Source organism: Streptomyces cynarae, from assembly GCF_025642135.1.
GTDB classification, from domain to species: Bacteria; Actinomycetota; Actinomycetes; order Streptomycetales; family Streptomycetaceae; genus Streptomyces; species Streptomyces cynarae.
Genome location: NZ_CP106793.1, coordinates 1,576,706 through 1,590,000, shown reverse-complemented (window position 1 = coordinate 1,590,000; position 13,295 = coordinate 1,576,706). Strand labels below are relative to the sequence as shown.

Annotated in this window: 11 protein-coding genes, 2 rRNA genes and 1 riboswitch (1 of these 14 cut by a window edge); of the genes, 12 read left to right on the top strand and 1 reads right to left on the bottom strand. The window is 67.3% G+C overall.

Translation table 11 applies throughout. The features are described 5' to 3' along the window. The 12 genes from N8I84_RS07545 to N8I84_RS07490 all read left to right on the top strand — a co-directional run. Positions 1-2,043: ribosomal RNA gene (locus N8I84_RS07545) — 23S ribosomal RNA — on the top strand (it extends 1,078 nt beyond the left edge of the window). 88 nt (positions 2,044-2,131) lie between these two features. After that, positions 2,132-2,248: ribosomal RNA gene (gene rrf, locus N8I84_RS07540) — 5S ribosomal RNA — on the top strand. A gap of 159 nt (positions 2,249-2,407) precedes the next feature. Further along, positions 2,408-3,025: a CDP-alcohol phosphatidyltransferase family protein gene (locus tag N8I84_RS07535; RefSeq protein WP_200423546.1), complete on the top strand. Its 618-nt coding sequence runs from the start codon at positions 2,408-2,410 to the stop codon at positions 3,023-3,025. A gap of 105 nt (positions 3,026-3,130) precedes the next feature. Continuing rightward, on the top strand, positions 3,131-5,626 hold the full coding sequence (locus N8I84_RS07530; protein WP_263228828.1) for a mannose-1-phosphate guanyltransferase: 2,496 nt from the start codon (positions 3,131-3,133) through the stop codon (positions 5,624-5,626). A gap of 168 nt (positions 5,627-5,794) precedes the next feature. Continuing rightward, positions 5,795-6,631: a DUF881 domain-containing protein gene (locus N8I84_RS07525; RefSeq protein ID WP_263234689.1), complete on the top strand. Its 837-nt coding sequence runs from the start codon at positions 5,795-5,797 to the stop codon at positions 6,629-6,631. After that, positions 6,628-6,960: a small basic family protein gene (locus tag N8I84_RS07520; protein WP_019708255.1), complete on the top strand. Its 333-nt coding sequence runs from the start codon at positions 6,628-6,630 to the stop codon at positions 6,958-6,960. The genes N8I84_RS07525 and N8I84_RS07520 overlap by 4 nt, the downstream gene beginning before the upstream one ends. 5 nt (positions 6,961-6,965) lie before the next feature. Then, positions 6,966-7,838, top strand: a complete 873-nt coding sequence (locus N8I84_RS07515) for a DUF881 domain-containing protein (protein WP_263228827.1) — start codon at positions 6,966-6,968, stop codon at positions 7,836-7,838. 61 nt (positions 7,839-7,899) lie between these two features. Beyond that, entirely contained in the window at positions 7,900-8,772 is an 873-nt protein-coding gene (locus N8I84_RS07510; RefSeq protein WP_263228826.1) for a zinc-ribbon and FHA domain-containing protein, read from the top strand. A 19-nt stretch (positions 8,773-8,791) separates the two neighbouring features. Further along, positions 8,792-9,547 (top strand): transcriptional regulator FtsR, encoded by a 756-nt coding sequence (gene ftsR, locus N8I84_RS07505; RefSeq protein WP_263228825.1) that lies wholly within the window; start codon positions 8,792-8,794, stop codon positions 9,545-9,547. Between the two features lie 83 nt (positions 9,548-9,630). Then, a complete protein-coding gene (locus N8I84_RS07500; RefSeq protein WP_004002801.1) occupies positions 9,631-10,104 on the top strand; it encodes a bifunctional nuclease family protein in 474 nt (157 codons plus the stop codon). 393 nt (positions 10,105-10,497) lie between these two features. Beyond that, entirely contained in the window at positions 10,498-11,133 is a 636-nt protein-coding gene (locus tag N8I84_RS07495; RefSeq protein WP_200423541.1) for a MerR family transcriptional regulator, read from the top strand. Positions 11,134-11,187: 54 nt separating this feature from the next. After that, a complete protein-coding gene (locus N8I84_RS07490; RefSeq protein WP_263228824.1) occupies positions 11,188-12,573 on the top strand; it encodes a DNA polymerase IV in 1,386 nt (461 codons plus the stop codon). A 37-nt stretch (positions 12,574-12,610) separates the two neighbouring features. On the opposite strand, the gene N8I84_RS07485 is transcribed toward N8I84_RS07490, so the two are convergent. Then, positions 12,611-12,979, bottom strand: a complete 369-nt coding sequence (locus N8I84_RS07485) for a PRC-barrel domain-containing protein (protein ID WP_263228823.1) — start codon at positions 12,977-12,979, stop codon at positions 12,611-12,613. 126 nt (positions 12,980-13,105) lie between these two features. Next, a riboswitch (glycine riboswitch) is annotated at positions 13,106-13,201 on the top strand. Positions 13,202-13,295: the final 94 nt, after the last annotated feature.

Here is a 13,295-nt window from a genome sequence, read left to right as displayed (position 1 = left end):
GAAACAGCCCAGAGCATCGACTAAGGCCCCTAAGCGTACGCTAAGTGGGAAAGGATGTGGAGTCGCACAGACAACCAGGAGGTTGGCTTAGAAGCAGCCACCCTTGAAAGAGTGCGTAATAGCTCACTGGTCTAGTGATTCCGCGCCGACAATGTAGCGGGGCTCAAGCGTACCGCCGAAGTCGTGTCATTGCAGCATGTACTCCCAACGGAGGCTGTGATGGGTAGGGGAGCGTCGTCTGCCGGGTGAAGCAGCGCCGGAAGGTAGTTGTGGACGGTTGACGAGTGAGAATGCAGGCATGAGTAGCGATTCACACGTGAGAAACGTGTGCGCCGATTGACCAAGGGTTCCTGGGTCAAGCTGATCTGCCCAGGGTAAGTCGGGACCTAAGGCGAGGCCGACAGGCGTAGTCGATGGATAACCGGTTGATATTCCGGTACCCGCTGTGAAGCGTCAAACATCGAGCATCGTGATGCTAAGGCCGTGAAGCCGCCCTGATCTCTTCGGAGTTGAGGGGAGTGGTGGAGCCGCCGGACCAAGCGGTTAGTAGGTGAGTGATGGGGTGACGCAGGAAGGTAGTCCATCCCGGGCGGTGGTTGTCCCGGGGTAAGGGTGTAGGCCGGTGTGTAGGCAAATCCGCACACCTTGTGGCTGAGACCTGATGCCGAGCCGATTGTGGTGAAGTGGATGATCCTATGCTGTCGAGAAAAGCCTCTAGCGAGTTTCATGGCGGCCCGTACCCTAAACCGACTCAGGTGGTCAGGTAGAGAATACCGAGGCGTTCGGGTGAACTATGGTTAAGGAATTCGGCAAAATGCCCCCGTAACTTCGGGAGAAGGGGGGCCACGTCTGGTGAGGGAACTTGCTTCCTGAGCTGGGGGTGGCCGCAGAGACCAGCGAGAAGCGACTGTTTACTAAAAACACAGGTCCGTGCGAAGCCGTAAGGCGATGTATACGGACTGACGCCTGCCCGGTGCTGGAACGTTAAGGGGACCGGTTAGCTCACTTTCGGGTGGGCGAAGCTGAGAACTTAAGCGCCAGTAAACGGCGGTGGTAACTATAACCATCCTAAGGTAGCGAAATTCCTTGTCGGGTAAGTTCCGACCTGCACGAATGGCGTAACGACTTCTCGACTGTCTCAACCATAGGCCCGGTGAAATTGCACTACGAGTAAAGATGCTCGTTTCGCGCAGCAGGACGGAAAGACCCCGGGACCTTTACTACAGTTTGATATTGGTGTTCGGTTCGGCTTGTGTAGGATAGCTGGGAGACTGTGAAGCCTGGACGCCAGTTCGGGTGGAGTCGTCGTTGAAATACCAGTCTGGTCGTGCTGGATGTCTAACCCGGGTCCGTGATCCGGATCGGGGACAGTGTCTGATGGGTAGTTTAACTGGGGCGGTTGCCTCCTAAAGGGTAACGGAGGCGCCCAAAGGTTCCCTCAGCCTGGTTGGCAATCAGGTGTTGAGTGTAAGTGCACAAGGGAGCTTGACTGTGAGACCGACGGGTCGAGCAGGGACGAAAGTCGGGACTAGTGATCCGGCGGTGGCTTGTGGAAGCGCCGTCGCTCAACGGATAAAAGGTACCCCGGGGATAACAGGCTGATCTTCCCCAAGAGTCCATATCGACGGGATGGTTTGGCACCTCGATGTCGGCTCGTCGCATCCTGGGGCTGGAGTCGGTCCCAAGGGTTGGGCTGTTCGCCCATTAAAGCGGTACGCGAGCTGGGTTTAGAACGTCGTGAGACAGTTCGGTCCCTATCCGCTGTGCGCGTAGGAGTCTTGAGAAGGGCTGTCCCTAGTACGAGAGGACCGGGACGGACGAACCTCTGGTGTGCCAGTTGTTCTGCCAAGGGCATGGCTGGTTGGCTACGTTCGGGAGGGATAACCGCTGAAAGCATCTAAGCGGGAAGCCTGCTTCGAGATGAGGACTCCCACCCACTTGATGGGGTAAGGCTCCCAGTAGACGACTGGGTTGATAGGCCAGGTCTGGAAGCCCGGTAACGGGTGGAGGTGACTGGTACTAATAGGCCGAGGGCTTGTCCTCAGTTGCTCGCGTCCACTGTGTTGGTTCTGAAACCACGAACAACCCCGCCGTGATTGTCACGGCGGCCGGGTTGTCAGTTTCATAGTGTTTCGGTGGTCATAGCGTGAGGGAAACGCCCGGTTACATTCCGAACCCGGAAGCTAAGCCTTACAGCGCCGATGGTACTGCAGGGGGGACCCTGTGGGAGAGTAGGACACCGCCGAACAATTCTTGAGAAAACCCCCGTGCTATTCGGCACGGGGGTTTTCTGCGTTCCAGGCCTGCCCCTGGGCAGGGCCGCAAGCGAACCCCTCCGCACCCCGGCGCGAACCCGCCGGGTAAGGTCAGGGAGCATCGTTGGTTCGTTCCCGCAGGAGGCCCCCGGGTGGAGGTCCAGGAGACCCGTGTCCAGACGGACCGCGTCCTCACCATCCCGAACATCCTCAGCATGGCGCGGCTGGTCGGCGTGCCCGTCTTCCTGTGGCTGATCCTCAGGCCCGAGTTCGGCGGGCCGAAGAGCGACGGCTGGGCCCTGCTGGTGCTGGTGCTGAGTGGCGTCAGCGACTATCTCGACGGCAAGCTCGCCCGGCGCTGGAACCAGATCAGCAGCCTCGGCCGGCTCCTCGACCCCGCCGCCGACCGGCTCTACATCGCCTCGACCCTGCTCGGTCTCACCTGGCGCGGCATTCTGCCTCTCTGGCTGACCGGTGTACTCGTGGCGCGAGAGTTGGTTCTGTTGGTGATGGTGGGCATCCTCAGGCGTCACGGCTATCCGCCGCCTCAGGTGAACTTCCTCGGGAAGGCCGCCACCTTCAACCTGATGTACGCCTTCCCGCTGCTGCTGCTCAGTGACGGAAGTGGATGGATCGCGTCACTCGCTGCTATTTTCGGATGGGCGTTCGCCGGATGGGGTACAACGCTCTACTGGTGGGCAGGAGTCCTCTACGTGGTCCAAGTCCGCCGACTTGTCAGGGCGGACGCCGTGGCCGATTCAGCCCACTGATTGCCCGCCGCGCGCGGCTCGATGGCCCGCCCAGGGAAACTGCGGGACAATCTAGACGGGTGAAGTCGGCTGGACCGTCGTCTCTTGGAGGAGGACGCTTCCGACATGAAGGCCGTCGTGATGGCCGGAGGCGAAGGCACGCGCCTTCGCCCCATGACCTCGAGCATGCCCAAGCCGCTCCTGCCGGTGGCCAACCGGCCGATCATGGAGCACGTGCTGCGGCTGCTCAAAAGGCATGGGCTCAACGAGACCGTCGTAACCGTGCAGTTCCTGGCCTCACTCGTCAAGAACTATTTCGGTGACGGCGAAGAGCTCGGTATGGAGCTCACATATGCCAACGAGGAGAAGCCACTCGGTACCGCCGGGAGCGTCAAGAACGCCGAGGAAGCACTCAAGGACGACGCGTTCCTGGTGATCTCCGGTGATGCCCTGACCGACTTCGACCTCACCGATCTGATCAATTTCCACAAGGAAAAGGGCGCCCTGGTCACCGTCTGTCTGACGCGTGTACCCAATCCGCTGGAATTCGGCATCACCATCGTCGACGACGAGGGAAAGGTCGAGCGCTTCCTGGAGAAGCCGACGTGGGGCCAGGTCTTCTCCGACACCGTGAACACGGGCATCTACGTGATGGAGCCCGAGGTGTTCGACTACGTCGACCCCGACGTTCCGGTCGACTGGTCCGGCGATGTCTTCCCACAGCTCATGAAGGAGGGCAAGCCGATCTACGGCTATGTCGCCGAGGGCTACTGGGAGGACGTCGGCACCCACGAGAGCTATGTGAAGGCGCAGGCCGACGTCCTGGAGGGCAAGGTCGACGTAGAGATCGACGGCTTCGAGATCTCCCCGGGCGTCTGGGTCGCGGAGGGCGCGGAGGTACACCCCGACGCCGTGCTGCGGGGGCCGCTCTACATCGGTGACTACGCCAAGGTGGAGGCCGGGGCCGAAATACGGGAACACACCGTCGTCGGCTCGAACGTGGTGGTGAAGAGCGGGGCGTTCCTGCACAAGGCCGTCGTCCACGACAACGTGTACATCGGCCAGCACAGCAATCTGCGTGGCTGTGTGGTCGGCAAGAACACCGACATCATGCGGGCGGCCCGGATCGAGGACGGCGCGGTGATCGGCGATGAGTGCCTCATCGGCGAGGAGTCCATCGTCCAGGGCAACGTACGGGTGTACCCGTTCAAGACCATCGAGGCCGGTGCCTTCGTCAACACCTCGGTCATCTGGGAGTCCCGCGGACAGGCACACCTCTTCGGAGCCCGCGGTGTGTCCGGCATCCTGAACGTGGAGATCACACCGGAGCTGGCCGTACGGCTGGCCGGCGCGTATGCCACCACCCTCAAGAAGGGTTCGACGGTCACCACGGCACGTGACCACTCCCGTGGCGCGCGTGCGCTGAAGCGCGCGGTCATCTCGGCGCTCCAGGCCAGCGCCATCGACGTACGGGACCTGGAGAACGTGCCGCTGCCCGTGGCGCGGCAGCAGACCGCGCGAGGCAGCGCCGGCGGCATCATGATCCGGACGTCGCCCGGCGTGCCGGACTCCGTCGACATCATGTTCTTCGACGGGCAGGGCGCCGACCTGTCCCAGGCCGGTCAGCGCAAACTGGACCGGGTGTTCGCGCGGCAGGAGTACCGGCGGGCCTTCCCGGGTGAGATCGGGGACCTGTACTTCCCGTCCAGCGTCTTCGACTCGTACACCGGTTCGCTGTTGCGGAGCGTCGACACCACGGGGATCGCCGAGTCGGGCCTCAAGGTCGTGGTGGATGCCTCGAACGGCAGCGCTGGGCTGGTTCTCCCCAGCCTGCTCGGCAAGCTCGGCGTGGACTCCCTGACGATCAACCCCGGACTGGACGAGTCCCGGCCCACCGAGTCCGCGGAAGCGCGGCGGGCGGGGCTGGTGCGGCTCGGTGAGATCGTCGCGTCGTCGGGGGCCGCGTTCGGCGTCAGGTTCGACCCCGTCGGTGAGAGGCTGTCGCTCGTCGACGAGAAGGGGCGCATCGTCGAGGACGACCGGGCGCTGCTGGTGATGCTCGATCTCGTGGCCGCGGAGCGGCGCAGCGGGCGGGTGGCGCTGCCGGTGACGACGACGAGGATCGCCGAGCAGGTGGCGGCGTACCACGGGACGCAGGTCGAGTGGACGACCACCTCGCCCGACGACCTCACACGCGTGGGCCGCGACGAGTCGACGATCTTCGGCGGCGACGGCCGTGGCGGGTTCATCGTGCCGGAGTTCAGCAGCGTCTTCGACGGCACGGCGGCGTTCGTACGGCTGATCGGGCTGGTGGCGCGGACCCAGCTCACTCTCAGCCAGATCGACGCGCGGATTCCGCGGGCGCACGTCCTCAAGCGCGATCTCGCGACTCCGTGGGCCGTCAAGGGACTGGTGATGCGCCGGGTCGTGGAGGCCGCGGGCGACCGGTTCGTGGACACGACCGACGGCGTGAGGGTCGTGGAGACCGACGGGCGCTGGGTGCTGGTGCTGCCGGACCCGGCCGAGGCGGTCACCCACCTGTGGGCCGAAGGGCCCGACGACGCCTCCGCGCAGGCCCTGCTGGACGAGTGGTCCACCGTCGTGGACAGCGCCGGACGGTAAAACACGCGGCACGTCGCGTGCCGGACAAGTGTCCCGCAAGGGGGGCCTGTCCGGCACGCGTGTGGGGCCATTCGGAGGTAGCGCGCGCGACGTGCGACGATGTGCGGCATGCCGCAGCCGCCCCCCGTTCGGAGCACATCGACGCGCTCCTCGCGCCCGGACGCCTCCATGTCGTTGCTCACCAACGTCATGGACCACAGCCTCGACGAGGGATACGCCGAGGCCGCCGCGCGGAAGAGAGCCGAGGGCGCTGCGGGCATGCCCAGGACGGTGCGGGCCAGGCTAGGTCTCGCGGCGGGTCTCGTGCTCGCCGCCCTGGTGGTGACCGTGGGCGCCGCGCAGGCGCGGATCGCCGCGCCGACGGTCGCCAAGGAGCGTCAGGAACTCATCGACCGCATCCAGCGGGAGACCGCCGCCGCGGACAAGCTCGAGGGCAAGGTCGACAAGCTGCGCGACGACGTGAGCGCACGGCAGCGCGCGGCCCTGCGACAGGACGGGGGCGGAGACGCGGCCGACCTGGTCGGGATTCTCTCGGGAGCCGTCGCGGTGCACGGACCTGGGGTGAAGCTCGTCGTGGACGACGCCAAGGAAGCCACTACGGGTGGCGAAGGCAACCCGCGTGAGACCTCGGGGTTCTCCGACACCGGTCGCGTACGCGACCGGGACATGCAGCGCGTCGTCAACGGTCTGTGGGAGTCGGGCGCCGAGGCGATCGCGATCAACGGGCAGCGGTTGACGGCCCTGTCGGCGATCAGGGCCGCGGGTGACGCGATACTGGTGGACAACAGGCCGCTGGTGCCGCCGTACACGGTGCTCGCGGTGGGGGACGGGCAACGGCTCAGCACGCGGTTCCAGAACAGCGCCGACGGGCTCTACCTGCACGCGCTGCAGGAGAACTACGGGATCCGGACCGGCATCTCCACCGAGAGTGACCTCCGGCTGCCCGCCGCCCCCAGTGTGATCGTACGAACAGCACAACCGAGTACAGAGAAGGGCACATCGTGATCGCGGTACTGGGCCTCGTCGTCGGAGTGGTGGTCGGCCTGTTGGTCCGGCCGGAGGTCCCGGCGGTCGTCGAACCTTACCTTCCGATCGCCGTCGTGGCGGCGCTCGACGCCGTGTTCGGTGGTCTGCGGGCCATGCTCGACGGCATCTTCGACGACAAGGTCTTCGTGGTGTCGTTCCTGTCCAACGTGGTGGTGGCGGCGCTGATCGTGTTCCTGGGCGACAAGTTGGGCGTCGGCGCGCAGCTGTCCACCGGTGTGGTGGTCGTCCTCGGCATCCGCATCTTCTCCAACGCGGCGGCGATCCGCCGGCATGTGTTCCGGGCGTGAGGCCGATGAGCGACGAGAACGAGAACAAGAACGGGGGCGAGGCGACCGAGCCGGCGCAGACCTCCGAGCACCGGCTGCGCAGGGAACTGCCCGAGGAGGTGCCGGCCGCGGCCCCCGAGAGGTCGGGGACGACGGACGACGAGCAGGCCACCGGGATGACCGGCCGTCAGCGTCTCGTGCAGGGACTGTGGCCGCCGCGCGTCAGCCGTGCCCAACTCATCGTGGCCGTGCTGCTGTTCGGCCTCGGCTTCGGCCTGGCCGTCCAGGTCGCCTCCAACAGCGACGGCAGCAGTGCCCTGCGCGGCGCGCGCCAAGAGGATCTTGTGCGCATCCTCGATGAACTCGACGACCGTACGCAGCGTCTTCAGGACGAGAAGCAGGGTCTCGAGGATCAGCGGGCCGAGTTGGAGAACAGCTCGGACCGGGCCGAGGAGGCCCGCAAGCAGACCGCCGAGAAGGAGAAGCAACTCGGCATTCTTGCGGGCACGGTGACCGCCGAGGGGCCCGGGATCACGATGACGATCCAGGACACGAAGGGGACGGTCCAGGCGGACATGTTGCTCGACGCGATCCAGGAGCTGCGCGCGGCCGGCGCGGAGGCGATAGAGGTGAACGGCGTACGGGTCGTCGCCGGCACCTACCTGGCGGACGCCGGGAAAGGTGTCAGTGTGGACGGGAACAAGATCACCCAGCCCTATCGTTTCAAGGTCATCGGCAAACCGCAGGACCTCGAACCGGCGCTCAACATCCCCGGAGGCGTGGTGCAGACTCTCGAGAAGGAGCAGGCCACGATCACCGTGGAGCGTTCCACGAAGATCATCGTGGACGCCTTGCGAGCGGCGAAGCGGCCTGACTACGCTCGGTCGTCCTCCCAGTGAACCGGGGGTGCATGGAGGCCGTCCGGCAGGGGCATGAGGTTGCGGGGGGTCGGCGCATCGATTGGGTGGTGCGTGGTGGAAACTGTCTGGTGGAAACGGACGTTGTGAGGATGTCCGGGTCGGCCGGTGTATGCAATCAGGGTTCGTCCTGCCCCACGGGCGGGTCTGTTTCGGTCAAGGGGAATCGCCCGTGAAGTTGTTTGCGAAGTTGTTCGGCAAGAGCGCGCGAGAGGGCAGCGACAACGCGACTGCCCGCCATCGCGCACAGCCGGGAGACGCGGAGGGCCAGCGGCCGCTGTTCCGCGATCAGGTCGGTGGTCCGGGTGGTCACATTTCCGGAGGTCAGGGCGCGCCGTCTGTTGACCCTGCCGCGTCCGGCGGCATAGGTTTCCGGGACATGTCGGCCCTGGTGTGTACGCGGTGTGGTCACCGCAACGCGGAGAACAGCCGCTTCTGCTCCAACTGCGGTGCGCCGCTGCGGGCCGGGGCGGTCCCGGAGCGTGCGTCGGAGACGACGTCCACGATCTCCATCTCGGGCCTGGAGGCCTACGACGCGGAGGCCACCGGCCAGACGCCGGTGCCGACGCTGTCGCCCGAGGCGCAGGCGGCCGTGGAGGCGCTGCCGTTCGGCTCGGCTCTCCTGGTGGTGCGCCGGGGCCCGAACTCGGGCAGTCGCTTCCTGCTGGACAGCGACCTGACCACGGCGGGGCGCCATCCGCAGAGCGACATCTTCCTGGACGACGTGACCGTCTCGCGCCGCCACGTCGAGTTCCGCCGGGGCCCGGACGGCATGTTCACGGTCGCCGACGTCGGCAGCCTCAACGGCACGTACGTCAACAGGGAGCGCATCGACCAGGTCGCGCTGCACAACGGCGACGAGGTGCAGATCGGCAAGTACAGGCTGGTCTTCTACGCGAACCAGCGGGGCATCTGACCCGCGCGGGGAAGGGTCCATGCTTCACACACCGAGCGGCGGTGCCGACAGCGGCACCGCCGCCGCGGACGGCCGGCTGATGAGCATCGGCACGGTGCTGAACGTGCTGCGCGAGGAGTTCCCCGAAGTCACCATCTCCAAGATCCGTTTCCTGGAGTCCGAGGGGCTCATCGAGCCGCAGCGGACCCCTTCGGGGTACCGGAAGTTCAGCGCGCGTGACGTCGAGCGGCTCGGCCAGGTGCTGAGGATGCAGCGGGACCACTATCTGCCGCTGAAGGTGATCCGCGAGCACCTGGACGCCCTGGAGCGGGGCGATGAGGTGCGGCTGCCGCCCCTGGGCCGGCCGGGGGAGACCGCCGAGGGCGAGCTGCTCGGAGACCTCCTGGGCGAGCCCGACTGCCCCGCGCCCGCCCGGATCGGCCGCGAGGAGCTGCTGACGGCCGCCGGGATCGGTGCCGAGCAGCTTCAGGAGTGGGAGTCGTACGGGCTGCTCGCGCCGCTGCCGGACGGCACGTATGACGCCGAGGCGATCACCGTGGCCACTCTCGTGGTGGAACTGGGCCGGCACGGCATCGAGCCACGCCATCTTCGCGCGGTGAAGGCCGCCGCGGACCGCGAGGCCGGCTTGGTGGACCAGGTGGTGGCCCCGCTGCGCCGCCACCGCAATCCACAGACCAGGGCGCATGCCGAGGCCCGTACGAAGGAGCTCGCGGGGCTCGCGGTGAAACTGCACGCGGCGCTGGTGCAGTCCGCGCTGGGCGTACGGCTGCCCTGATCCGGGCGTTCGCCATGGGCGGATCGGCCAGGCGTTCTGTGCCCGACTACCCAAACATCCCGGGCACGGCCTAGGGTTGCTGTGTGAACGAGCTCGATGTCGTAGGTGTCCGGGTCGAGATGCCCTCCAACCAGCCGATCGTGCTCCTGCGTGAAGTGGGAGGCGACCGCTACCTCCCCATCTGGATCGGCCCCGGGGAGGCGACGGCCATCGCGTTCGCCCAGCAGGGCATGGCCCCCGCGCGACCTCTGACGCACGACCTGTTCAAGGACGTGCTGGAGGCCGTCGGGCAGGAGCTCACGGAAGTGCGCATCACGGATCTGCGTGAAGGCGTCTTCTACGCGGAGCTGGTCTTCGCCAGCGGTGTCGAGGTGAGCGCCCGCCCGTCCGACGCCATAGCGCTCGCGCTGCGCACCGGCACGCCGATCTACGGCAGTGACGGCGTGCTGGACGACGCGGGGATCGCCATCCCGGACGAGCAGGAGGACGAGGTCGAGAAGTTCCGCGAGTTCCTCGACCAGATCTCACCGGAGGACTTCGGGACCAGCAGCCAGTGACGGTCCCTGAGGGGTCTCGGGCCGACGGGCGACGCGGCGCCCGCGGCGGCTTGCCCGTCTTGTGTCTGCGGCATCCCTTTGCCGGGCACGGGCCGGAGCATGCCGACCCCGGTGCGGGGCGGCGCACTGCGCTGAGAGGACGGCCCAGGACACGGCCGTGTGTGCGGGGAGCCGGGACACGTCCGGCCGTCGGGCGATACGACAGAGAGGCGGGCGGCCGGGGCCGCGGCCATCAAGGGCCGCGCTAGAGCATTCGGCTAGCCTTTCCCCGCGGAAGGGCACGGGAAACCACTCCTAGGGTGATTATCACTCGGCGTGCCGAGTGTGGCGATCGTTGACGCACCCGTGGTGACTGCCTACCGTCGAGAAGGCAGGTCAAGGACGGAGGTCGGCGTGAGAAGCAGCGGCGGCGGTACGGCTGGGGGTGCCCCTGGACGCAGTCTGGGGGAGAGCGGTCCGTACCGGCTTCACGGCAACGCGGCCGGCTCCGCCCCTCAGCGGCCGACGCCCGTGCCGGGCGGCGGAGGGGCGGCTTCCGAGGACATCGGCTATCGCGGCCCCACGGCGTGCGCCGCCGCGGGCATCACCTACCGGCAGCTGGACTACTGGGCCAGGACGGGTCTGGTCGAACCTAGCGTGCGCCCCGCCTACGGATCGGGGACGCAGCGGCTGTACAGCTTCCGCGACGTCGTCGTCCTGAAGATCGTCAAGCGTTTCCTCGACACCGGAGTGTCCCTGCAGAACATCCGAACCGCGGTCCAGCACCTCAGGGAGCGGGGTTTCCGTGACCTGGAGCGGATGACGCTGATGAGCGACGGCGCGACGGTCTACGAGTGCACGTCCCCGGACGAGGTCCACGCCCTGCTCCAGGGCGGGCAGGGCATCTTCGGCATCGCCGTGGGCGTCGTGTGGCGGGACGTGGAGAACGCGCTGTCGCAGTTGCACGGTGAACGTGTCGACACGGGCGAGACGATCGTGGGCCACAACCCGGCGGACGAGCTGGCGCGGCGGCGCAACCGGGCCGTCTGAGAGGCCGGCCGCGGCGGGGCCGCACTGTCAGTGGTGTAGGGCAGCATCGGAGATGTGAGAACCGCGCCGACCATCCTGCACCTCGACATGGATGCCTTCTACGCCTCGGTGGAGCAGGCAGCCAAGCCGAGCCTGCGCGGGAAGGCCGTGATCGTGGGCGGGCTGGGGCCGCGCGGAGTGGTGGCCACGGCGTCGTACGAGGCGCGCGTCTTCGGGGTGCACTCGGCGATGCCGATGGCCCAGGCACGCCGGCTCGCGCCCAACGCCGCGTATCTGGTGCCGCGCTTCGGGATCTACCGCAGGATCAGCGAGCAGGTGATGTCCCTGCTGCGGGGCCTGTCGCCGCTGGTGGAGCCGTTGAGCCTGGACGAGGCGTTCGTGGATCTGGAGGCCGGGGGAGCAGCCTGGGACGAGGAGTCGGCGCGACGGGTCGGTGTGAAGCTGCGCGCGGACATCCGGGCCGTCACCGGGCTGACGGGGTCCGTGGGGCTCGCCGCCTCCAAGATGCTCGCCAAGATCGCCTCGGAGCAGGCCAAGCCGGACGGCTTGACGCTGATACGACCGGGTACCGAGCGCGCACTGCTCGGTCCGATGCCGGTGCGCACGCTCCCGGGGGTCGGTCCGGCGACCGGTGACCATCTGCGGCGGGCCGGGATCACCACGATCGACGAGATCGCCGAGGCGGGCGAGGACGAGCTCGTACGGCTGCTCGGCAAGGCGCACGGGCAGGCGCTGTACGCGATGGCACTGGCGCACGACGAGCGGCCGGTGGTGGCCGAGCGGGAGGCCAAGTCGGTGTCCGTCGAGGACACGTACGACGTCGACATCCACGACCGGCTGCGGATCGGCCTGGAGGTGCAGCGGCTGGCGGACCGGTGTGTGCGCAGACTGCGGGACGCCGGGTTGTCGGGGCGGACCATCGTGCTGAAGGTGCGGAGGTACGACTTCTCCACCCTGACCCGGTCCGAGACCCTGAGGGGGCCCACGGACGATCAGGCGGTGGTGCGGGAGGCGGCGGCGCGGCTGCTGGAGCCCGTGGACACGACCGGCGGGGTGCGGCTGCTGGGGGTGGGGGTCAGCGGACTCGCCGACTACACACAGGAGGACCTGTTCGCGCAGGCCCACCTGGCGGCGGGGGAGGCCACGGCGGAGGAGCGGCCGGAGGCGGAGGAGCCCCTTGCCGAAGAGCAGGCGGCGCCACCCGAGCGGGTCTGGCTCGCGGGGCACGACGTCCGTCATGGCGAGTACGGGCCGGGATGGGTGCAGGGCAGCGGGCTGGGCAGGGTGACCGTGCGGTTCGAGACACCGCAGTCGGGGCCGGGCCGGGTCCGCACGTTCAGCGTCGACGACCCTCAGCTGGAGCCGGCGGACCCGCTGCCCCTGGTGCTCGACGTCCCCGAGATCGCGGAGCGTCCGGCCCCCACGGGCACGGGCGCCTGACACCGGCGAGCAGGCACGGAAGTCTGCCCCCGACGCATCACGCCTCGTCCGACCCCGCCAAACGGCCGAAGTCACGGTCCGGCGGCGGCGGTGCCGAGACGTCCAGGCCGTAGTGGTGGTAGAGCTGCAGTTCCTGTTCGGGGGACAGGTGGCGGCCGACGCCGAAGTCGGGGGCCTCCTTGATCAGGGCGCGTTCGAAGGGGACGTACAGCGCGCCCTCGACCAGCTCGCTGGGCTCCAGGGGGACGAACGCGTCCCTGCCGAACAGGCCGGTCCGTATCGCCGCCCACTCCGGTACACCCGTCGCGTCGTCGAGGTACACCTCGTCGATCGTGCCGATCTTGTGGCCATTGCGGTCGAACGCCTTGCGGCCGATCAGATTCCGCGGATCGATGTCGGTCTGCACGGTCCCTCCAACTGGTCGCAACCCATCCGTAAGCACTACGAAAGAGCACATTCGGGAAGGCGGCCACTTGAAGATTCCCGCGCAGGCTGCCGACTCGTCCTCGCTGGTAGTCTGGCAAGCGGCCGTTGACCCCGTGCGGGAGAGTCCTCCGGAGCGATCCGGAGGCGCCGAAGGAGCAAATCCTCCCCGGAATCTCTCAGGCCCAGGTACCGCACGGACGAGGTCACTCTGGAAAGCAGGGCGGGTGTCGACGGCTTCCGCTCTCACCGACGGTGAAAGCCGGCGAGCCTTCGGGCGGACCGGTGAAGCTCTCAGG

Bases quoted from the DNA above. Each gene is read 5' to 3' on its own strand.
- ftsR (WP_263228825.1), top strand. From the start codon at position 8,792: ATGCTTCACACACCGAGCGGCGGTGCCGACAGCGGCACCGCCGCCGCG.
- N8I84_RS07515 (WP_263228827.1), top strand. From the start codon at position 6,966: ATGAGCGACGAGAACGAGAACAAGAACGGGGGCGAGGCGACCGAGCCG.
- N8I84_RS07525 (WP_263234689.1), top strand. From the start codon at position 5,795: ATGTCGTTGCTCACCAACGTCATGGACCACAGCCTCGACGAGGGATAC.
- N8I84_RS07530 (WP_263228828.1), top strand. From the start codon at position 3,131: ATGAAGGCCGTCGTGATGGCCGGAGGCGAAGGCACGCGCCTTCGCCCC.